The sequence below is a fragment of the Pseudomonas sp. JV245A genome, assembly GCF_032424515.1.
Taxonomy (GTDB): domain Bacteria; phylum Pseudomonadota; class Gammaproteobacteria; order Pseudomonadales; family Pseudomonadaceae; genus Aquipseudomonas; species Aquipseudomonas protegens.
In genome coordinates, this window is the sequence record NZ_VYKE01000110.1 from 1 (window position 1) to 19,706 (window position 19,706).

A 19,706-nucleotide genomic window follows, 5' to 3' on the forward strand; every position below is an offset into this window, starting at 1 on the left:
CAGCGCCCGAACTTGGTGCCCACCTGAGGCATCTGCCCGGTGCTGATGAACCCCAGGCGCTCATGCAGACGGACCGAGGCGCTGTTGCCGCTCTCGATGGCGGCCACCATCACGTGCTTGCCACAGCCCCGGGCGCGCTCCAGCAGCACCGCCATCAACTGCGGGCCCAGGCCGTTGCCGCGCTGGTCGCTGCGCACATAGACCGAATGTTCCACGGTGTGGCGGAAGCCGTCGAAAGGCCGCCAGTCGCCGAAGGAAGCGTAGCCGAGCACCTGCTCCTCGGCGTTGATGATCACCAGGATCGGATAGCCCTGGGCCTGGCGTGCGCTGAACCAGGCCTGGCGGTTGCCCAGGTCTACCGGTTGCTCGTTCCAGATCGCCGTGGTGTTGAGCACGGCGTCGTTGTAGATGTCGCGGATCGCCGGCAGGTCGGCATGCAGGGCATCGCGGATGCGATAGGTCATGGCACGGCCTCAAGCGATGGGTTGGTGAACGGTGACCAGCTTGGTGCCGTCGGGAAAGGTGGCTTCCACCTGGATGTCCGGGATCATCTCCGGGATGCCTTCCATCACCTGCTCGCGGCTGAGCAGGGTGGTGCCGTAGTGCATCAGTTCGGCCACGGTCTGCCCGTCCCGGGCGCCTTCGAGCAGCGCCGCGGAGATATAGGCCATGGTTTCCGGGTAGTTGAGCTTGAGGCCGCGGGCCAGTCGCCGCTCGGCCACCAGGCCGGCGGTGAAGATCAGCAGCTTGTCTTTTTCGCGTGGGGTCAGATCCATCGTGGTCAATCCGTTGTCAGGCAGTAGAAAAAGGTGCAGTGGAAAAGGGCATGCGGGTCAGGTGTTCCAGATTCTGGGTGGCCTGGCTTCGCGGCCCAGCAGCGCCGGGCGCAGCAGGCGCCACAGCTCGATCAGCCAGGCCCGGGCCTGCAGAGCTTCGCTGGCCAGGCAGCGGGCCACCAGCAGGCCCGGCAGTTGGCTCAGGTCGCCGCGTACCGGGTGTGCCAGGGCGCGACAGCGTTCCAGCAGTTCGCTGTCGATTTCACCGGTCACCAGCAAGGTGGCGAACACCGGCTGGCCATCCAGGCCGATGGGGGAATCCAGCAGGCCGTCGCCACCGCCGATGCGCTGGCGTTCATGCCACAGCGGCCGGCCGTCGCGGTACAGGTCCAGGTGGGCCTGGAAATGGCCCTGCTCGAACCGCTCGCCACTGGCCGGGCGCCCCAGGGCAATGATGTCCCAGTAGAACAGCCGGGCATCGCCCTGCAATTCGATGCGGGTCGTGAGCTCGGCCTGGGCAGCGCTGAAGACGATGGTTTCCTGGGGCAGCCACTCCAGGGTCGCGCCCGGCGCTACCTGCAGGTTCAGGGCCTGGCTGGCCGGGCCGGTGGCGCGATACCACTTGGCCGCCCCGGGGCTGGTCAACTGGGCCCAGGCCCCGCTGTCGACCCGGGCGCTGATGGCCAGCCGATCACCGCCGGCAATGCCGCCGGGCGGGTGGACGATGATGTGCTGGCAAACCTCGGGGCCTTCGGCATACAGGTGCTTCTGCACCCGCAGCGGGCCCAGGTGGCGGCGCAGCACCGGGCGCGTGGTGGCGCCGCAACGGGCATAGGCCAGCTCCAGTTCGGCGTGCCAGCTGGGAGTGAACAGGGCGGTGGCGGCAGGTAGGTTCATGCTGGGTCGTTATCGTTAGGAGGCTACAGATTAGATCGTAACCAGGCCGCGTACACCCTCGGCCTGCATATTTTCGCCGCGGCCCTGCTGGATGATTTCCCCCCGGGACATCACCAGGTACTGGTCGGCCAGTTCGGCGGCAAAGTCGTAGAACTGCTCCACCAGCAGGATCGCCATGTCGCCCCGGGCCGCGAGCTTGCTGATCACCGCGCCGATCTCCTTGATCACCGAGGGCTGGATGCCTTCGGTGGGCTCATCGAGGATCAGCAGGCGCGGGCGGCTGGCCAGGGCCCGGCCGATGGCCAGTTGTTGCTGCTGGCCGCCGGAGAGATCGCCGCCACGGCGCTGCTTCATCTGCAACAGCACCGGGAACAGTTCGTAGATGAAGGCCGGCACTTCCTTGGCCTGGGAGCCGGGGAAGCGGGACAGGCCCATCAGCAGGTTTTCCTCCACGGTCAGGCGGCCGAAGATTTCCCGGCCCTGGGGCACGTAGGCGATCCCGGCGTGGACGCGCTGATGGGGCTTGTAGCCGGTGATGCCCCGGCCCTCCCAGTTGACCGCGCCCTCCTTGGCCGGCAGCAGGCCCATCAGGCACTTGAGCAGGGTGGTCTTGCCCACGCCGTTGCGCCCCAGCAGGCAGGTGACTTCACCGATCCGGGCCTCGAAGCTCAGGCCGCGCAGGATGTGGCTACCGCCGTAGTATTGGTGCAACTGGTCGACTTGGAGCATGGTCGGGTACTCGAGTTTTGTGGGGATTGCGGGGCGGTCTTCGCTGGCCAGCCAGCTCCTGCGGGAGGGGTAGGAGCCGGCTTGCCGGCGAACGGCGGTTGCGCTAACGGCCGAGGTAAACCTCGATCACCCGTTCGTTTTCCTGCACCTGTTCCAGGGAGCCTTCGGCCAGCACGCTGCCTTGGTGCAGCACGGTGACGTGGTCGGCAATCGAGCCGACAAAGCCCATGTCGTGTTCCACCACCATCAGCGAGTGCTTGCCCGCCAGGGTCTTGAACAGCTCGGCGGTAAATTCGGTCTCGGCGTCGGTCATACCCGCCACCGGTTCGTCCAGCAACAGCAGTTGCGGGTCCTGCATCAGCAGCATGCCGATCTCCAGAAACTGCTTCTGGCCGTGGGACAGCAGGCCCGCCTGGCGTTGAGCCGAAGGGCTCAGGCGAATGGTCTCCAGCACCTGGGCGATGCGGTCCTGCTGTTCTGTGCTCAAGCGTGCCCCGAGGCTGGCCCACACCGACTTGTCGGTCTTCTGCGCCAGCTCCAGGTTCTCGAACACGCTCAGGGCCTCGAACACCGTGGGTTTCTGGAACTTGCGGCCGATCCCGGCCTGGGCGATCTGCACTTCGCTCATCAGGGTCAGGTCCAGGGTTTCGCCGAACCAGGCCTTGCCCCGGGAGGGGCGGGTCTTGCCGGTGATCACGTCCATCAGGGTGGTCTTGCCGGCGCCATTGGGGCCGATGATGCAGCGCAACTCGCCGACACCGATGTACAGGTTGAGGTCGTTGAGGGCCTTGAAACCATCGAAGCTGACGCTGATGTCCTCCAGGGTCAGGATGGTGCCGTGGCGGGTGTTGAGGCCCTTGCCGGCGGCGTGGCCAAGGCCGATGGCGTCGCGGCTGGTGCCGGCGTCCTTGTTGGTGTCGAGAATGGGTTCGAGCATGAAGTCCGCCGTTGCTGTGACTCTCATTGTTCACCTCGTTTGTTCAGCAGGCCGATCACGCCCTTGGGCAGGTACAGGGTCACGACGATGAACAGCGCACCGAGGAAGAACAGCCAGTATTCGGGAAAGGCCACGGTGAACCAGCTCTTCATGCCGTTGACCACACCGGCCCCCAGCAGCGGGCCGATCAGCGTGCCGCGCCCGCCCAGGGCGACCCACACGGCGGCCTCGATGGAGTTGGTGGGGGACATTTCGCTGGGGTTGATGATGCCCACCTGGGGCACGTACAGGGCCCCGGCCAGGCCGCACAGCACGGCGCTCAGGACCCAGACGAAAAGCTTGAAGCCGCGCGGGTCGTAGCCGCAGAACATCAGGCGGTTCTCGGCGTCGCGCAGGGCCGTCAGCACCCGGCCGAACTTGCTTCGGGCCAGGCGCCAGCCCAGGTACAGGCTGCCCACCAGCAGCGCCACCGTGGCCAGGAACAGCACCGCCCGGGTGCCCGGTTCGGTGATGCCGAAGCCCAGGATGCTGCGGAAGTTGGTAAAGCCGTTGTTGCCGCCAAAGCCGGTCTCGTTGCGAAAGAACAGCAGCATCCCGGCGAAGGTCAGGGCCTGGGTCATGATCGAGAAGTACACGCCCTTGATCCGCGAGCGGAAGGCGAAGAAGCCGAACACCAGGGCCAGCAGCCCCGGGGCCAGCACCACCAGGCACAGGGCCCAGAGGAAATGCTCGGTGCCGGCCCAGTACCAGGGCAGTTCGCTCCAGGAAAGGAAGGTCATGAAGGCCGGCAGACCATCCCCGGCGGCCTGGCGCATCAGGTACATGCCCATGGCGTAGCCGCCCAGGGCGAAGAACAGGCCGTGGCCCAGGGACAGCAGCCCGGCGTAGCCCCAGACCAGATCCAGGGCCAGGGCGACGATGGCGTAGCAGAGGATCTTGCCCACCAGGGTCAGGGTGTAGGCCGAGACCTGCAGCGGGTTGTCCGCCGGTAGCAGCGACAGCAGCGGCAGGGCCAGCAGCACCAGGAGCAGCAACGCCCCGACGGTGATCGTGACCCTGGGCCCGGCTTTCTGGGTGGCGGTAATGAGCAGTGGTTGATTCATCAGTCGATCACCCGTCCTTTCAGTGCGAAGAGTCCCTGCGGGCGTTTCTGGATAAACAGAATGATCAGCGCAAGGATCAGGATCTTGCCGAGCACGGCGCCGATCTGCGGTTCGAGGATCTTGTTCGCCACCCCCAGGCCGAAGGCCGCCAGCACGCTGCCGGCCAGTTGCCCGACCCCGCCGAGTACCACCACCAGGAACGAGTCGATGATGTAGCTCTGGCCCAGGTCCGGGCCGACGTTGCCGATCTGGCTCAGGGCCACGCCGCCCAGGCCCGCAATGCCCGAGCCGAGGCCGAAGGCGAGCATGTCCACGCGCCCGGTGGGCACGCCGCAGCAGGCGGCCATGTTGCGGTTCTGGGTCACCGCGCGCACGTTCAGGCCCAGGCGGGTCTTGTTCAGCAGCAGCCAGGTGAGCACCACGACAAACAGCGCGAAGGCGATGATCACGATGCGGTTGTAGGGCAGTACCAGGTTGGGCAGCACCTGGATGCCGCCGGAGAGCCAGGCCGGGTTCGCCACTTCGACGTTCTGCGCGCCGAACAGCAGGCGCACCAGCTGGATCAGCATCAGGCTGATGCCCCAGGTGGCCAGCAGGGTTTCCAGGGGCCGGCCGTAGAGGTGGCGGATCACCGTGCGCTCCAGGGCCATGCCGATCCCGGCGGTGACGAAGAACGCCACCGGCAGTGCCAGCAGCGGGTAGTACTCGATGGCCTGCGGGGCGTAGCGCTGGAACAGCAACTGCACCACATAGGTGGCGTAGGCGCCGAGCATCAGCATCTCGCCGTGGGCCATGTTGATCACCCCCAGCAGGCCGAAGGTGATGGCCAGCCCCAGGGCCGCCAGCAACAGGATCGAACCCAGGGACAGGCCGCTGAAGGCCTGGCCCAGCACTTCGCCCACCAGCAGCTTGCGCTTGACCTGGGCCAGGCTGGTTTCGGCCGCGGTGCGTACCGCGGCATCGGCTTCGACCCCGGGTTCGAGCAGGCCTTCGAGGCGGGTACGGGCCAGCGGGTCGCCGGTTTCCCCCAGCAGGCGCACGGCGGCCAGGCGCACCGCCGGGTCGCTGTCCACCAGTTGCAGGTTGGCCAGGGCCAGGCTCAGGGCATCGTGCACGTCCGGGGCTTGCTCGGCGGCCAGTCGGGCATCGAGGAATTTCAGTTGCGCCGGCTTGGCGCTTTTCTGCAGTTGGCGGGCGGCGGCCAGACGGCTGTTGGCGTCGCTGGCGAGCAACTGGTGGCTGGCCAGGGCGCTGTCGATCAGGCCCCGCAGGCGGTTGTTCAGGCGCAGGGTTCTACTTTCGCCGGCGATGTTCAACTGGCCCTGCTGCAGGGCGTTGAGCAGTTCCAGGCGCGCCGGGTCGGGCTGCGCGGCCCAGGTTTCCAGGAGCCGGGCCTGCTCGCCGGAGTTGCCGGCGACGAAGTCTTCGGCATCCCCGGCCTGGGCCGTCCATGGCAGTAACAGCAGGCCGGCGAGGATCAAACGGTAGAGGGCAGTGGGCATATCGGTGTCCTTGAAAGCGCCCGGATAACCTGTAGGAGCGAGCTCGCTCGCGATCCGCGCAGCGGCCAGCCGGGCGGTTTTCGTTGGAGGTCCTGCGGACCTCGTCGCGAGCAAGCTCGCTCCTACGGGGAAGGCGTCAGGTTCGGATCAGTTGCTCTTGACCGCGTAGTCCGGCTTCTTGTCGTTGCCCGGGATGAACGGGCTCCAGGGCTGGGCACGGATCGGGCCTTCGGTCTGCCAGACCACGTTGAACTGACCGTCGGGCTGGATCTCGCCGATCATCACCGGCTTGTGCAGATGGTGATTGGTCTTGTCCATGGTCAGGGTGTAGCCCGAAGGGGCGGCGAAGGTCTGCCCGGCCAGGGCCTCGCGAACCTTGTCGACATCGGTGGACTTGGCTTTCTCCACCGCCTGGGCCCACATGTGGATGCCGACGTAGGTGGCTTCCATCGGGTCGTTGGTCACCGCCTTGTCCGCGCCCGGCAGGTTCTTGGCCTTGGCGTAGGCCTTCCAGGCGGCGACGAACTTCTGGTTCACCGGGTTATCCACCGACTCGAAGTAGTTCCAGGCCGCGAGGTTGCCCACCAGGGGCTTGGTGTCGATGCCGCGCAGTTCTTCCTCGCCCACCGAGAAGGCCACCACCGGCACGTCGGTGGCTTTCAGGCCCTGGTTGGCCAGTTCCTTGTAGAAGGGCACGTTGGAGTCACCGTTGACCGTGGAGATCACCGCAGTCTTGCCACCGGCGGAGAACTTCTTGATGTTGGCGACGATGGTTTGATAGTCGCTGTGGCCGAACGGGGTGTAGACCTCTTCGATGTCCTTGTCGGCCACGCCCTTGGAGTGCAGGAACGAACGCAGGATCTTGTTGGTGGTGCGCGGGTAGACGTAGTCGGTGCCCAGGAGGAAGAAGCGCTTGGCGCTGCCGCCGTCCTCGCTCATCAGGTATTCCACCGCCGGGATCGCCTGCTGGTTCGGCGCGGCGCCGGTGTAGAAGACGTTGGGCGACATCTCTTCGCCTTCGTACTGCACCGGGTAGAACAGCAGGCCGTTGAGCTCCTCGAACACCGGCAGCACCGACTTGCGCGACACCGAGGTCCAGCAGCCGAATACCACCGCCACCTTGTCCTGGGTCAGCAACTGGCGGCCCTTCTCGGCGAACAGCGGCCAGTTCGAGGCCGGGTCCACCACCACCGGTTCCAGCAGCTTGCCGTTGACCCCGCCCTTGGCGTTGATTTCGTCGATGGTCATCAGCGCCATGTCCTTGAGGGACGTTTCGGAGATCGCCATGGTGCCCGACAGCGAGTGCAGGATCCCCACCTTGATGGTTTCGGCGGCCTGGACGGTCCAGGTCATGCCCATCGCGGCAATGCTTGCCGTGAGAGTGAAAGCCTTGAGCAAACTACGACGCTTCATTGTGCGATCTCCATGAACTCTTGATTTTTCAGGTGGTAGATGCGGACTGCTGAAGGGCTGTTTTGCAAGGGGTGTGCCGAGTCGGCGCAAGGCATGAAAACGTCGCTTTAACGGCGCGGGCGGGGGAGGTGATGCCCCAAGACGAGGCTTGGGCAAGGGGCTGGTGCGTCGGGGTGCGTCATTGTGGTGCTGCCGCTGGGCGGCAGCCGTGGCCTGGGGGTGGCTTCAGTTCACGCCCGGGAAGGAATCGACATATTTGATGGTGAAGTCGGGAAAGGAGTCGACGATCTGGATCTTGTAGTCGGGAAAACTGTTGACGATTTTCCACTTGCCCGGCGCGTCGGCAAAGGAGTTGACCTGCTTCACCTTCAGGTCGGGGAAGGAGTTCACCACCTTGACCTTGTAGTCGGGGAAGCTGTTGACGATCTGGATGTTGCCGTAGATTTTCGAGACGTCGACCGAGGTGTCGGCCTGGGCGCCAAGGGCTGTGCCGAGCAGCAAGGCCAAGAATGCGGTTCTGAACATGAGACTCATCCTGAGAGATCCAAGCGCGCGATCTTAAAGCAAGGGCGACGATTGTAGGAGCTGGCTGGCCAGCGAAGAGGCCTTCGAACCTTGCACAAGGCTCACGAGCGCCTTCGCCGGCCAGCCGGCTCCTACAGAGGCGGGCACAGTCAGCGGCGGCGCATCAGGCCGATGAAGAACACCCCGCCGATGGCCGCGGTGGCCACGCCGATGGGCAGGTCCTCGGGGGCGATCAGGGTGCGCGCAGCCACATCCACCCAGACCAGGAACACGCTGCCCAGCAGTACGCACACCGGCAGCAGCCGGCGGTGTTCGGCGCCCACCAGGCGCCGGGCAATGTGCGGCACCATCAGCCCGACAAAACCGATGGAGCCGCTGATGGACACCAGCACTCCGGTCATCAGCGAGGCAATCAGGAACACCTTCAGGCGCACATTGCGCGCGTTCAGGCCCAGGGTCACGGCGGTCTGCTCGCCGGCCATCAGGGCGTTCAGCGGGCGCGCCATGCCCAGCAGCAACACCAGCCCCAGCAGCACGCTGGCGGCGGGGATCGCCAGCAGTTCCCAGCGCGCCAGGCCCAGGCCGCCGAGCATCCAGAACATCACTGCGGAGCTGGCGCGGTGGTCGCCCATGAACAGCAGCAGGTTGGCCGCGGCCATCATCACGAACGACACCGCCACCCCGCACAGCAACAGCCGGTCGCTGTCGAGGCGGCCGTTGCGGGCGGCGATCCCCAGCACCAGCGCCATGCTCAGCAGGGCGCCGACAAAGGCCGCCAGGGGCAGGGTCAAAAGCCCGATGACCTGGCCCAGGTGCAGCACCACGATCACCGCACCGAGGGTGGCGCCGGAGGTCACCCCCAGCAGGTGCGGGTCGGCCAGCGGGTTGCGGGTCACCGCCTGCAGCACCGCGCCGATCAGTGCCAGCCCGGCACCCACCAGGCCCCCCAGGAGCATGCGCGGCACGCGGATCAGCCAGACGATGTGCTCCTGGCCCGGGCTCCAGTCCACAACGCCCAGGCCCAGGGCCTTGTGCAACAGAATGCGCCCCACCACCTCCACCGGCACCCGCGCCGGGCCAAAGCCCAGGGACACCACGCAGGACGCCAGCAGCAGGGCGCCCAGGGCCATCAACAGTGCGGCATAGCGGGGACTGGTCATTCGCCGTGGAAACCCTTGGCCAGGGTTTCCACCGCCAGCACGTTGTCGATGCCCGGCGTGGCCTGCACATAGGGGATGACGATGAAGCGCTGGTTCTTGATCGCATCGACTCCTTGCAGGGCCTTGTTGTTCAGCAGGAACTGCTGCTTCTGCTCGGCGCTGACTTCGCTGTAGTCGACGATCACGATCACCTGCGGGTTGCGCTCGACCACGGTCTCCCAGTTGATCCGGGTCCAGCTGGCCTCGACGTCATCGAGAATGTTGCGCCCTCCGGCGGCATCGATCAGGGCTTGGGGCATGCCCAGGCGGCCCGAGGTCATGGCCCGGTCTTCGCCGCTGTCATAGAGGAATACCCGCGGCTTGTCCCTGGGCAGGTCCTTCTGTACCTGGGCCACCTGCTCCTGCATCCGGGCGATCAGGGCGTTGGCGCGATCCTGCACGTCGAAGATCCGCCCGAGGTTACGCAGGTCGGTGTAGGTGTCCTCGAGGCTGGCGGCCGGGCGCTTCATCACGAAGGCGCAGGACTCGGTCAGCTCGTAGACGTTGATCCCCAGCGGCGCCAGGGTCTGGGGCGTGAGGTCGCCGCCCACGCGCATGCCGTAGTCCCAGCCGGCGAAAAAGAAGTCGACGTTGGCATTGAGCAGGGTTTCCACCGACGGGTACTTGGCCGCCAGTTCCGGCAGGCCGTCGAGCAGGGCGCTCATCTGCGGGGTCACGGCCTTCCAGCCGCTGATCCCGCTGTAGCCCACCATGCGTGGCTTGAGCCCCAGGGCGAGCATCATCTGGGTCATGTTGATGTCATGGCTGAGGGCGTGTTTCGGCGCTTGCTTGAAGGTCACTTCGCGGTTGCAGCTGGTGATGGTCAGCGGGTAATGGGTGGCCTCGGCGAAGGCCTGGGCGGCCCCCAGAGACAGGGCCAGGAGCAGGCTGGAGCGAAGCAGGGAGCGCAAGGTCATGGTTGGGTGATCCAGGTGATTCGTGGGTAGCCGGACAGGGGATGGGCGTCGATCAGCGCCTCGACGCCGAAGACGTTGCGCAGCAACTCGACGGTGAGCACCTCGCCGGGCGTGCCGCTGGCGACGATGCGCCCATGGTCGAGGACATACAGGCGGTCGCAGAAGGCTGCGGCCAGGTTCAGGTCGTGGATGCTCGCCAGGGTACCGATGCCCAGGCGCTTGACCCGCTGCAGCAACTCCAGCTGGTAGCGCGGGTCGAGGTGGTTGGTGGGCTCGTCGAGGATCAGCAACTGGGGTTGCTGGGCCAGGGCGCGGGCCAGGATCACCCGCTGTTTCTCACCGCCGGACAGGGTGGCGAAGGCGTGGTCCTCGAAGCCCAGCAGGCCCACCGATTCCAGGGCCTCGCGGGCGATGCGCCGGTCGTCCTGGGTGTCGCCGTCGAACAGGCCCTTGTGCGGGGTGCGGCCCATGGCGACCACCTCTTCCACAGTCAGGCCGAAGGCGTCGGGAAACTCCTGGAGGACCACGGCGATGCGTTGCGCGCACCAGCGCGGCGACTGCTTCCACACATTCTGATGCTCAAGCTGCACCTCGCCCTGCTGCGGCTTGCTGAAGCGATAGGCGCAGCGCAACAGGCTGGTCTTGCCGCTGCCGTTGGGCCCGATCAGGCCGACGAACTCGCCGGCCGCCACCTGCAGGCTGGCCTCACGCAGTTGGAACTGGTGGTGGCAGTGGCCCTGGCCCAAGGGTGTCCAGGCCAGGTTGGTGAGGTTCAGCGAGGTCATGCCGTATCCGTGTGGTCCCCGCGCGGTGGCCGCAGGTGAGGTTAAAAGGTGTAGTCAGCGGTGACGAAGAACGAGCGCGGCTCGCCGAGTATCCATTGCTGGCCGTCATTGTATTGGCTTTGCGCGTACTGGCGGTCAAACAGGTTGTTCAATTGCAGGCCCAGGGTGGTGCTGGGCAGGGCTTTCCACGACAGCGCGGCATCCACCACGGTGTAGCTGGGCAACTGATTCCGGTTGGCCATGTCGGCGTAGCGTGCGTCTACGTAGCGCACTCCGGCGCCGGCCCGCAGGTCATCGTCGAGGGCCTTGCTCAGCCACAGGTTGGCGGTGCGCCGGGGCACGTCCACCGGGCGCTTGCCGTCGCGTGAGACCTGCACGCCGTCGACGTCCTGCTGGAAGTCGTCGTACCGGGCGCGAACGATGGCGGCGTTGGCCTGCAGTTGCCAGGCGCGGGGCAGTTGCAGGTCCAGGCTGGCTTCCAGGCCGTTGGAGGATTGCTGGCCCACCTGCTGTTTCAGGTCCGGGTCGCCCGGGACATCGGTCAGCAGCTTCTTCTTGACGATGTGATAGGCCGCCAGGGTCCATTCGCCGCGCTGGTCCCAGAACATCTGCTTGAGGCCGATCTCGGTCTGCCTGGCGCTGGAGAGTTCGAATTGCTGCTGGCTCTTGCTCAGGGAAATCAGCCCGCCGACACCGTCGGTGCTGGTGGAGTACTGGCCATAGAGGGAGGTGTCCGGGGTCACCGCAAACACCAGCCCGGCCTTCCAGTTGTTACCGGTCAGGGTCTTGTCGCTTCGGCTGTCGTCCTTCAAGTCATCGCGATCAATATGCACGTAGTCGCGGCGCACACCGCTCACCAGGGACCAGCGCTCGCTGAGCTGCAGGCGGTTTTCGGCGAACACCGACATCTGCCTGGTGGTGGTCTTGAACTGGTCGCGGTAGGGGCTGTCGCTGGCGAAGTCGTCCGGGGCCGGATGGTACAGGTCCACCGGCTGACCGTTGCTGAAGCTGTCGATGAAGGGCGAGTTGCTCTTCATGTGGAAGCGGATGCGGTTGTAGTCGACCCCGGTCAGGGTCTGGCTGTCGAGGCCCAGCAGCGAGTGCTTGAAGGTGAAGGTCTGGCGGTCGCCGACCTGTTCCTGCTGGTGACCGATGCCGAAGTTGCCGCTGCGGGTCAGTTGCCGGCCCAGGCTGTTGAAGTTGTAGCTCTCGGCGTTCTGCCAGCGGCGCTGGGCCTTGAGGTAGTACAGCTCGTTGCTGGCGCTGAGGTTGTCGGAAATCTGCCATTGGCTGGTCAGGCGGGTCCACTGGTCGTTGTAGTGCTGCTTGTCGTTGCCGACGTTGTAGTTCTTGTCCCGCAGGCTCTTGTGTAAACGCCCGTCGATCAGCGGCGTGCCGAAGTAGTTCATCGGGTTCTGGTCGCCGTAGTCGTGGGCCAGGGTGAAGGCCAGGTCGTCACGGGCCTGCCAGCGCAGGGCAGCGCTGACGAAGTCGCCGGAGGAATCGCCCCGGTCGATCCAGCCGTTGCTGCGTTCGCGGTTGAGGTTGAGCCGGTAGCTCAGGGTGTCGCTCAGGGAGCCGCCGCTGTCCAGGGCCTGCTGCTGGCGATCGAAGGAGCCGTAGCCCAGGCGCAGGTGGTTTTCGATTTCGCCGCTGAACGGCTTTTTCGCAACGGTGTTGATCACCGCACCGGTGGCGCCTTCGCCGTACAACACCGAGGCCGGGCCGCGGAGCACGTCGACCCGCTCCACCGCCCAGGTGTCCACCGGGAAGGTCACGGTGCCCATGCCGGTGTACATGCGGTTGCCGTCATACAGCTGCATTACCGAGCTCTGCCCGGTAAAGCCCCGTGCCGACAGCGAGGTGCCGCCGTCGCCCGGGGTGCCGGTGCGGCTGATGCCGGCGCTGCGCGATACCGCGTCCTGGATGCTCCGATCGCCCCGGGCGCGGATTCGATCGCCGCTCAGGCTGTCGGTGCTGGCCGGGGTTTCCAGGGCGCTCAGGCCCAGGCGCGAACCGGCGCTGGTGGGGGTGGCCAGGCGGATGCTGTCGTCGGCTTCGCTGGCGGCGGCGGAGATGGTGCCGGTGGGCAGGGTCAGGGCGGAGCCGTCGGCCTGGGCCGGGGAAGTCAGGGCCATCAGGCAGAGGCTGGGCAGCAGGTACTTGTTCATCGGGACGGTGAATCACTTTTTCCAGAGGGTTGCCCGCAGCGGATGAGGCTGCGGGCGGGGATCTTACACCAAGCGTTATAAAGTAACATTATAACTGTGCGCGACTGAAGCGCGCGGAGTGTACAGAGCCCTCTGGAATGCGCATCTCGGCTGATTCATGTTGAAGATGAGGCTGATTCAGGATCACGGTTCCAGCGCGATAGCAGCAGGCGGTCCAGCAGCCAGACCACGACCAGCGAAGCCCCCACCAGCGGGAAGGCCAGGGCCAGCAGGCCGATGACCAGCATTGCGGTCTTCCAGCGTGGCAGGTCGTGGCGCAGTGGTGGTACGCCGAGCCGGCCCTGGGGCCGTCGTTGCCACCACATGATGAGACCACTCACGGCGCCGAGCAGGATCATCAGGCACACCACCAGCACCAGGATCTGGTTGAAGCGCCCGAACATCTTGCCTTCGTGCAGCATCACTCCCAGCTCGGTGGCCCGGGCCACGTTGCTGTAGTCCTTCCAGCGCACATCGGCGAGCACCTGGCCGCTGTACTGGTCGACGTGCAGGGTGGCGTCGTGGCGCGGGTCGTCGGCGAATACGGCGATGGTGAATACCCCTGTCGCCGTGCTCGGCAGGGTGATGCTGTAGCCCGCTTCGACCTGGCGCTGACGGGCGATGTCCTGCACAGCCTGCAGGCTGATGGCGGGGACGGCCGGAGCGGTATTGCCGGCGTTGTGGGCCATGTGCTCGGCGTGGTCGCCGGACATCGGCATGGGGGTGTTTTCCAGGGCCCAGGGCACGGTCTGGCGGCTGGCGCTGTTGAGCTCTCCGGCCTGCTGGTCGGAGGTCGGCACGTCGTTCCACATGGCCGCCGGAAAGCGGTTCCACAGGTCGGCGTACTGCTTGCCCCAGAAGCCGGTCCAGGTCATGCCGCTGAGCAGCATCAGCAGCAGGAAGGCCGAGCCCCAGAAACCCAGCACACCGTGCAGGTCACGCCAGAACAGGCGGCCGCGGGCATTCCAGCGTGGCCAGAGTAGCCCGGCCGAAGACTTGCCCCGCGGCCACCACAGGTACAGGCCCGAGACCACCAGGACAATGCCCCAGCTCGCGGCCAGTTCCACCAGCCGGTCACCCGGGGTGCCGATCATCAGCTCGCCATGAATGGCCCGGGCCATGGCCTGCAGGTTGCCCTTGGCATCCTGCTCGCCGAGCACGTCGCCGTGGTAGGGGTCGATGAATACATTGAGTTCCTGGCCTTTGTGCTGCACCACGAACTGCGCGCTGCGCTCGGCATCCACAGGGGGCAGGTACTGCTTGATATGGCCCTGGGGGTAGGCGGCCTGAACCCGTTGCAACAGCTCATCGGCGCTGAGGCTGTGGTGGGCGGCAGGCACCTTGAGCAGGCTGGGGTACATCAGCGGGTCCAGCTGCGGTTTGAACAGGTAGACGATGCCGGTCAGGGCCAGCATCACCATGAAGGGGGCGACGAACAGCCCGGCGTAGAAATGCCAGCGCCAGGCCAGGTTGTAGAAAGACACTTTGGGTCGGTTCATCGGGGAAGGCTCCGCAGGGCTGTGGATCTTTTCTTATGGGGGCTGTTCGCCGGCAAGCCGGCTCCTGCGACAAGGAGACGGCGTGCCGGCGAAGGGGCATCAGAAACTCAGGTCAACCTTGGTCCAGAGCGTGCGCCCCGGTTCCTTGATGGCTTGCGGGTCCGTCGCCGGGTAGCCGAAGCCGGCATTGCCCGCCAGGTTCAGGTGCTCGGCGTAGGCCTTGCCGAACAGGTTGTCGACCCCGGTGCTGAGCTTGAGGTTCTTGGTCACCCGGTAGGCGCCGTTGAGGGAGAACACGCCGAAGCCGCCGCTCTTGCCGAAGTCCTTGCCGACCACGTTGCCCTTGTTCAGGTCCACCCGGTTCTGCGCGGCGACCACGCGCCACAAGGCCCCGGCGCTCCAGTCGTCCTCGCTGTAGGTCAGGCCCAGGCGCGCGTCCAGCGGCGGCATCTGTGGCAGGGCCTTGCCGTCGCTGCTGTTCTTGCCCCAGGCGTAGGCTAGGGTCGCGTCGGCTTTCCAGTTGGAGGTCAGCTTGTAGGCCGCGCCCAGTTCGCCGCCCATGATCCGGGCGTCGATGTTCTCGGCCCGAGAGGTGCTCATGCCCATCATTTTCGAGTTGTAGTCGAAGAGGATGTAGTCGCGCACCTGGCCGATGTAGCCCGAGGCCCAGGCTTCCAGGTCTTCACCCTGGTATTGCAGGCCGAAGTCGAGCTGGGTGGTCTTTTCCGGCTTGATCGAATCGAAGGCGTTCACCGAGCCGGCCGGGCCCATTTTCGGCGAGAACAGCTCCCAGTAGTCGGGGAAGCGCTGGGTGTGGCCAAGGCCGACGTAGAGCGTGGTCGGGCTGTCGGCCAGGTCATGCTCGTAGCGCACGAAGCCGCTGGGCAGGGTATCGGCCCGGGTGTCGCCGGCGGTGGGGTTGGGGCGGGTCATCATTCCCGAGCCGATGCTTTGCCGGTAGTCCTTGGCCGAGGCGCGGTCCAGGCGCGCGCCGGTGATCATGCGGTCACGCTCGGCGGCGTACCAGGTCAGCTCGCCGAAGGCTCCGTAGTTGTGGAAGTCGGCGTCCTTGGTACGGGGCAACTCCTTGTAGGTGTCGATGCCGCTGCTGGCGCGGTTGCGGTGTTCGTTGGTCTGGGCGTCCAGGCCGCCGATCAGTTGCAGGTCGGCCCAGCGCCAGGTGGCCTTGATCCGCGCCCCGAGGGTGCGACGGTCGACGTTGGAGGCCATGGGGCCGGCCATCATTCCGGTGCCGGATGGGGTGCGCAGGCTGTAGTTGTCCATCACGTGGTCGGCGTAGTTGTAGTAGACCTGGGCCTCGACCTTGTCCAGCACCTCGCCAAGGTTGGACTTCTCGAAACGCAGGCCCAGGCTTTCGCGCTTGAACTGCGAGCCGTCCATGCCGCGCCCGGCGTAGCGGGCTTCGCCATCGCCCTTGCCGGCGGTGAGTTCCAGCAGGGTGTCGGCGTCCGGGGTCCAGCCCAGGGCCACGTCACCGTTCCACTTGTCATAGCGCGAGGCCACGGTGTCATTGTTGCCGTCGCGGTAGTCGTCGGCGTGGGCGGTGTTGCCGATCACCCGCACATAACCCAGGGGGCCACCGGCAGCGGCATCCAGGGTCTTGTCGAAGCGCCCGTTGGAGCCGGCCAGCAGGCTGGCATTGACCCGGGTGCCGAGTTCGCCGAAATGTTCCGGTTCGCGCTCGAAAAGCACCGTGCCGGCCGAGGCGCCCGGGCCCCAGAGCACGGTCTGCGGGCCCTTGATCACGGTCAGCCGGTCGTAGGTTTCCGGAGAGATATAAGAGGTCGGCGCGTCCATGCGGCCCGGGCAGGCGCCGAGCATCATGCCGCCGTTGGTGAGGATGTTCAGCCGCGAGCCGAACATGCCCCGCAGCACCGGGTCGCCGTTGGTGCCGCCGTTGCGCACCAGGGCAAAGCCGGGAATGGTCTTGAGGTAGTCGCCGCCGTCACTGGCCGGCACCGGCTGGCGCGGGTCCTTGGGGTTGGTGACCACGGTCAGGGGCGAGCTGGGGGCGATGGCGGTGATCACCGTCGGGCTCAGTTCGGTGCTGTGCCGGGAGTGGTCCGTTGCGGCATCGTCGGCCAGCGCCAGGGGCGTCAGCAGAGCGCCGCAGAGGACCGCGAGGGCGCGGTTGAAGTGCTGGCGCGCAGGGTTCAGGGCGAAGGTCTTGAGTGGCTGGGCAACGCCCAGGCGAGAGTCGGCAGAAAACATAGATGTTCCATCGTTCGGTCTTGAATGACGCGGCCGCAGGTACGCGTCTGTCGCGCTGACAGCCGGCCGTGTGAGATGAGCTGAAGACTCAGGCGAGGAACGGTGGGGCCCGGGTCAGGGCGCCGGGGAACACGGTCTGCCGGGCGTGGCCCAGGCGCGTGGCGGGGATCAGGAAATACGGTGTGGGCGGCGTGAACAGAGCGGCGAACGACAGCGCCGAAGGCAGCGCCGGGCAATTGAACAGCAGGCTGCAATAGCCGCATTTTTCCCAGAGCACATGCTCTTCGCCCTGGGATCTGCCCTTCTGTGCATGGTGCGGGCTTTCACCGTGGCAGCCGGGCGCAGCGTCGCCCATGTCCATGGAAACGGACATGTTCATCGGCATCGCGTGATCCATCGGCATCGACTGGGAGATCAACGGGCCGATAAAGATCATCAGCATGGCGAACAGGCTGATCCAGCTGCCGCGGCGGACTCCAGACGAGTCGCGGCGCGGCACGGACCGCCTGCGGCCAGGCGCGTGCGGGGCGTTCACGGAGAGGGCCGGTCAGTGCTTACTGGGCGTGCATATGCCCTTGCATGGCGTCCGGCGCCTGCTTCTGCACCGCCACTTCGACCGTGACGTCACCGGCTTTTTCAAAGTGCAGGGTCAGCGGGAAACGCTTGCCGTCGGTGAGCAGGCTGCGGTCTTTGAGCTCCAGCAGCATCACGTGGTAGCCCATGGGGGCGAAGGTCGCCTCGCCACCGGCGGGCACCGCCACCTTGGCCACTTGTTGCATCTTCATCATGTCGCCTTGCTTGACGTGCTCGTGCAGCTCGGCCTTGCCGGCGATCGGCGAGTCGACGCTGAGCAGGGTGTCGGCGTTCTTGCCCGGGTTGTGCACCACGAAGTACGCGGCCACGGTGGGCGCGTTCGGCGGCAGTTCCTGAGACCAGGGATGAGCGATCTGCAGGTCACCGGCCTTGTAGTCGTGGGCGGTGGCGAAACAGGCAGGCAGCAGCAGTGCGGCCAGCAGCAGGGATTGCTTGACCAGGGATGGTTTGAACATGTGAGTTCTCCAGAACGATTCAAAGACGCAGATCACTTGCGAAAGGGAATCATGCCAGAGGCGGGGCACCGGGGTTCAGGCTGGGCCATTGCTGGCGCAGGGTGAGCCGTTCTACCTGCGGTTGCGGTGCGCCCGGCTGGACTGCGAAGCGGGTGAAAGACAGCTGGGGAACGTGCCCGGGCAAGGCCACCAGCGGCGGCGAGCCGGAGCAGCACCAGCAGTGCTGCATGGTGGAATGGTCGTCGTTCTGCGGCGCTTGCTGGTCGAGCTTGCCCAGGGAAATGGCCACCAGCTTGGTGCCGGTGGAGGAGCAGAAGCTGCCCCACAGCAGTTGCTCGTCCAGCCCCGAATCGCTGCGCGGCATGGCCCCGGAAAGCGGCATGGCAAGCATGTTGAACAGCACTGCGAAGCAGGCGATCCAGGCAAATGCGAGCCGTTGTCGGGACATGGTGGGCGATCCGTCGGTTGAGCGATCAGGCGGGTATTTAGCCTGATCGCTGTGGATAAGTAAAAAAACACCGTGTGCGGTGTGGTGTCGCAGGAGCGGTTCAGGCGTTGCTGACGTTGATCTTCAACCCCAGGGCCTTCATCACCTTGATGATAGTCGCGAACTCCGGGTTGCCCTGGCTGCCGAGGGCCTTGTACAGGCTTTCGCGGCCCAGGCCGGTGTCACGGGCGACCTGGGTCATGCCGCGGGCACGGGCGATGTCGTTGAGTGCGGCGCGGATCAGCACGCCGTCGCCGGTGTCTTCCTCGAAGCAGGCGTTGAGGTAGGCGACCATGTCTTCAGGGGTCTTGAGGTACTCCGCCGCGTCGAAGCGGGTCACTGGGGTGCGCATGTTTCAGCCCTCGCTCTTGAGGTCGCAGGCCAGTTGCCTGGCCCGTTGGATATCGCGTTTCTGGGTGGCCTTGTCGCCGCCGATCAACAGCAGGTAGATCACTTTGCCGCGGCGCGAGAAGTACACCCGGTAACCCGGACCGCGGTGGATGCGCATCTCGTGGACGCCTTCGCCCACAGGTTCGCAGTCGCCAAAACGGCCCAGCTGTGCGGCACGGATCCTGGCCAGTACACGGGTTTTCCCTTGCGGGTCCTTCAGGTTCAGCAGCCAGCGGCTGAACTCAGGAGTCTGCTCGAAAACGAACATGGAAAATGTATTCCTTGGGATACGTCGCGGCAACCCATTTGCCCGCGAAAAACCCAGTGAAGCGACAGGCGGTCCTGCCCGGCGCCGGCGTCACTGAGGCTGTTCAAGGAAGGCTAAAGCAAGGAGTTGGCGCGCGCTGCCAGGGGTTTCCCATGTTGCTGTGGGGCGCGATGGTTTTGTCTGTCAGGCTTTATCCGGCAAGCCCAGGGCCAGCAGCAACTGGGCCGTGCTGCTGAAATTGCGATCCGTTTCGGGCAGGTCCGGACGCTTGAGTACCAGCACCGGCAGCCCGCGCTCGCGGGCCACTTCCAGCTTGGGTTCGGTGGCGCTGCTGCCACTGTTCTTGCTGATCAGCACGTCGATCTGCCGGCGGGCGAACAACTGCCGCTCGTCTTCGATCAGGAACGGCCCGCGGGCACCTATGACTTCGCAGTGCTCGTTGCCCGGGCAGGCCTCCAGGGCGCGCAGGGTCCAGAATTGCCCGGGGGGAATTTCATCCAGGTGCTGCAGGGGCTCGCGGCCCAGGGTGAACAGTGGCCGCTTGAAGGGGCGCAGGGCCTCCACCAGTTGCGCCCAGCCGTCGATCTCGCGCCAGTCGTCACCCGGTTGAGGCTGCCAGGCCGGGCGCCGCAAGGCCCAGCAGGGCACGCCAGCGCTCTTCGCGGCGGCCACGGCATTGGCGCTGATCTGTGCTGCGTAGGGGTGGGTGGCATCCAGCAGCAGGCCGATCCGCTGCTCGCGGATAAAGCGCGCCAGGCCCTCGGCGCCGCCGTAGCCGCCGACCCGTA

The 19,706-nt window shown here is 66.0% G+C and carries 21 protein-coding genes; all 21 read right to left on the reverse strand.

Going from position 1 to position 19,706, the window contains the following annotated elements:
• The coding region (locus F6S12_RS23240; protein WP_315869361.1) for a GNAT family N-acetyltransferase at positions 1 to 464 on the reverse strand (464 nt) is incomplete at its 3' end.
• 9 nt (positions 465 to 473) lie between these two features.
• Positions 474 to 776 (reverse strand): urease subunit gamma, encoded by a 303-nt coding sequence (ureA, locus tag F6S12_RS23245; RefSeq protein WP_011059003.1) that lies wholly within the window; start codon positions 774 to 776, stop codon positions 474 to 476.
• A 57-nt stretch (positions 777 to 833) separates the two neighbouring features.
• Positions 834 to 1,673, reverse strand: coding sequence for an urease accessory protein UreD (locus F6S12_RS23250; protein WP_015633968.1), 840 nt, complete (start codon positions 1,671 to 1,673; stop codon positions 834 to 836).
• 30 nt (positions 1,674 to 1,703) lie between these two features.
• The gene (gene urtE, locus F6S12_RS23255) at positions 1,704 to 2,402 is read right to left on the reverse strand and encodes an urea ABC transporter ATP-binding subunit UrtE (protein WP_123397731.1); all 699 of its coding nucleotides are present in this window, start codon (positions 2,400 to 2,402) and stop codon (positions 1,704 to 1,706) included.
• Positions 2,403 to 2,505: 103 nt separating this feature from the next.
• Positions 2,506 to 3,366 (reverse strand): urea ABC transporter ATP-binding protein UrtD, encoded by an 861-nt coding sequence (gene urtD / locus F6S12_RS23260; RefSeq protein ID WP_011059006.1) that lies wholly within the window; start codon positions 3,364 to 3,366, stop codon positions 2,506 to 2,508.
• Positions 3,363 to 4,442: an urea ABC transporter permease subunit UrtC gene (gene urtC / locus F6S12_RS23265; RefSeq protein WP_011059007.1), complete on the reverse strand. Its 1,080-nt coding sequence runs from the start codon at positions 4,440 to 4,442 to the stop codon at positions 3,363 to 3,365. The genes urtD and urtC overlap by 4 nt, the downstream gene beginning before the upstream one ends.
• Positions 4,442 to 5,944, reverse strand: coding sequence for an urea ABC transporter permease subunit UrtB (urtB, locus tag F6S12_RS23270; RefSeq protein ID WP_011059008.1), 1,503 nt, complete (start codon positions 5,942 to 5,944; stop codon positions 4,442 to 4,444). The genes urtC and urtB overlap by 1 nt, the downstream gene beginning before the upstream one ends.
• A gap of 147 nt (positions 5,945 to 6,091) precedes the next feature.
• Positions 6,092 to 7,357, reverse strand: a complete 1,266-nt coding sequence (urtA, locus tag F6S12_RS23275) for an urea ABC transporter substrate-binding protein (protein WP_019094029.1) — start codon at positions 7,355 to 7,357, stop codon at positions 6,092 to 6,094.
• A gap of 225 nt (positions 7,358 to 7,582) precedes the next feature.
• Positions 7,583 to 7,882: a hypothetical protein gene (locus F6S12_RS23280; RefSeq protein ID WP_053148827.1), complete on the reverse strand. Its 300-nt coding sequence runs from the start codon at positions 7,880 to 7,882 to the stop codon at positions 7,583 to 7,585.
• Positions 7,883 to 8,031: 149 nt separating this feature from the next.
• On the reverse strand, positions 8,032 to 9,042 hold the full coding sequence (locus F6S12_RS23285) for a FecCD family ABC transporter permease (RefSeq protein WP_053148830.1): 1,011 nt from the start codon (positions 9,040 to 9,042) through the stop codon (positions 8,032 to 8,034).
• Complete coding sequence (locus F6S12_RS23290; protein WP_123431187.1) at positions 9,039 to 9,998, reverse strand: ABC transporter substrate-binding protein; 960 nt, start codon at positions 9,996 to 9,998, stop codon at positions 9,039 to 9,041. Before F6S12_RS23290 ends, F6S12_RS23285 begins: the two co-directional genes overlap by 4 nt.
• Positions 9,995 to 10,783 (reverse strand): ABC transporter ATP-binding protein, encoded by a 789-nt coding sequence (locus tag F6S12_RS23295; RefSeq protein ID WP_053156130.1) that lies wholly within the window; start codon positions 10,781 to 10,783, stop codon positions 9,995 to 9,997. The genes F6S12_RS23290 and F6S12_RS23295 overlap by 4 nt, the downstream gene beginning before the upstream one ends.
• A gap of 41 nt (positions 10,784 to 10,824) precedes the next feature.
• Positions 10,825 to 12,954, reverse strand: a complete 2,130-nt coding sequence (locus F6S12_RS23300) for a TonB-dependent receptor (RefSeq protein ID WP_315869362.1) — start codon at positions 12,952 to 12,954, stop codon at positions 10,825 to 10,827.
• A 155-nt stretch (positions 12,955 to 13,109) separates the two neighbouring features.
• Entirely contained in the window at positions 13,110 to 14,492 is a 1,383-nt protein-coding gene (locus F6S12_RS23305) for a PepSY domain-containing protein (protein ID WP_315869363.1), read from the reverse strand.
• A 99-nt stretch (positions 14,493 to 14,591) separates the two neighbouring features.
• Positions 14,592 to 16,724, reverse strand: coding sequence for a TonB-dependent copper receptor (locus F6S12_RS23310; RefSeq protein ID WP_011059016.1), 2,133 nt, complete (start codon positions 16,722 to 16,724; stop codon positions 14,592 to 14,594).
• 88 nt (positions 16,725 to 16,812) lie between these two features.
• Positions 16,813 to 17,223, reverse strand: coding sequence for a DUF2946 domain-containing protein (locus F6S12_RS23315; RefSeq protein ID WP_065364904.1), 411 nt, complete (start codon positions 17,221 to 17,223; stop codon positions 16,813 to 16,815).
• Between the two features lie 55 nt (positions 17,224 to 17,278).
• Positions 17,279 to 17,773, reverse strand: a complete 495-nt coding sequence (locus F6S12_RS23320) for a copper chaperone PCu(A)C (protein WP_236185701.1) — start codon at positions 17,771 to 17,773, stop codon at positions 17,279 to 17,281.
• A gap of 49 nt (positions 17,774 to 17,822) precedes the next feature.
• A complete protein-coding gene (locus F6S12_RS23325) occupies positions 17,823 to 18,221 on the reverse strand; it encodes a DUF2946 domain-containing protein (protein WP_041115680.1) in 399 nt (132 codons plus the stop codon).
• A gap of 100 nt (positions 18,222 to 18,321) precedes the next feature.
• Positions 18,322 to 18,612 carry an addiction module antidote protein gene (locus tag F6S12_RS23330; RefSeq protein WP_015633981.1) on the reverse strand — a complete coding sequence of 97 codons (291 nt, stop codon included), beginning with the start codon at positions 18,610 to 18,612 and terminating at the stop codon, positions 18,322 to 18,324.
• Between the two features lie 3 nt (positions 18,613 to 18,615).
• Positions 18,616 to 18,918 carry a type II toxin-antitoxin system RelE/ParE family toxin gene (locus tag F6S12_RS23335; RefSeq protein WP_015633982.1) on the reverse strand — a complete coding sequence of 101 codons (303 nt, stop codon included), beginning with the start codon at positions 18,916 to 18,918 and terminating at the stop codon, positions 18,616 to 18,618.
• A 183-nt stretch (positions 18,919 to 19,101) separates the two neighbouring features.
• On the reverse strand, positions 19,102 to 19,706 hold a 605-nt coding region (locus tag F6S12_RS23340), incomplete at its 5' end, for a cobalt-precorrin-6A reductase (RefSeq protein ID WP_315869364.1).

Coding starts and splice junctions, on each gene's coding strand:
- ureA (WP_011059003.1), bottom strand. CDS start 776: ATGGATCTGACCCCACGCGAAAAAGACAAGCTGCTGATCTTCACCGCC.
- F6S12_RS23250 (WP_015633968.1), bottom strand. CDS start 1,673: ATGAACCTACCTGCCGCCACCGCCCTGTTCACTCCCAGCTGGCACGCC.
- urtE (WP_123397731.1), bottom strand. CDS start 2,402: ATGCTCCAAGTCGACCAGTTGCACCAATACTACGGCGGTAGCCACATC.
- urtD (WP_011059006.1), bottom strand. CDS start 3,366: ATGAGAGTCACAGCAACGGCGGACTTCATGCTCGAACCCATTCTCGAC.
- urtC (WP_011059007.1), bottom strand. CDS start 4,442: ATGAATCAACCACTGCTCATTACCGCCACCCAGAAAGCCGGGCCCAGG.
- urtB (WP_011059008.1), bottom strand. CDS start 5,944: ATGCCCACTGCCCTCTACCGTTTGATCCTCGCCGGCCTGCTGTTACTG.
- urtA (WP_019094029.1), bottom strand. CDS start 7,357: ATGAAGCGTCGTAGTTTGCTCAAGGCTTTCACTCTCACGGCAAGCATT.
- F6S12_RS23280 (WP_053148827.1), bottom strand. CDS start 7,882: ATGTTCAGAACCGCATTCTTGGCCTTGCTGCTCGGCACAGCCCTTGGC.
- F6S12_RS23285 (WP_053148830.1), bottom strand. CDS start 9,042: ATGACCAGTCCCCGCTATGCCGCACTGTTGATGGCCCTGGGCGCCCTG.
- F6S12_RS23290 (WP_123431187.1), bottom strand. CDS start 9,998: ATGACCTTGCGCTCCCTGCTTCGCTCCAGCCTGCTCCTGGCCCTGTCT.
- F6S12_RS23295 (WP_053156130.1), bottom strand. CDS start 10,783: ATGACCTCGCTGAACCTCACCAACCTGGCCTGGACACCCTTGGGCCAG.
- F6S12_RS23300 (WP_315869362.1), bottom strand. CDS start 12,954: ATGAACAAGTACCTGCTGCCCAGCCTCTGCCTGATGGCCCTGACTTCC.
- F6S12_RS23305 (WP_315869363.1), bottom strand. CDS start 14,492: ATGAACCGACCCAAAGTGTCTTTCTACAACCTGGCCTGGCGCTGGCAT.
- F6S12_RS23310 (WP_011059016.1), bottom strand. CDS start 16,724: ATGTTTTCTGCCGACTCTCGCCTGGGCGTTGCCCAGCCACTCAAGACC.
- F6S12_RS23320 (WP_236185701.1), bottom strand. CDS start 17,773: ATGTTCAAACCATCCCTGGTCAAGCAATCCCTGCTGCTGGCCGCACTG.
- F6S12_RS23325 (WP_041115680.1), bottom strand. CDS start 18,221: ATGTCCCGACAACGGCTCGCATTTGCCTGGATCGCCTGCTTCGCAGTG.
- F6S12_RS23330 (WP_015633981.1), bottom strand. CDS start 18,612: ATGCGCACCCCAGTGACCCGCTTCGACGCGGCGGAGTACCTCAAGACC.
- F6S12_RS23335 (WP_015633982.1), bottom strand. CDS start 18,918: ATGTTCGTTTTCGAGCAGACTCCTGAGTTCAGCCGCTGGCTGCTGAAC.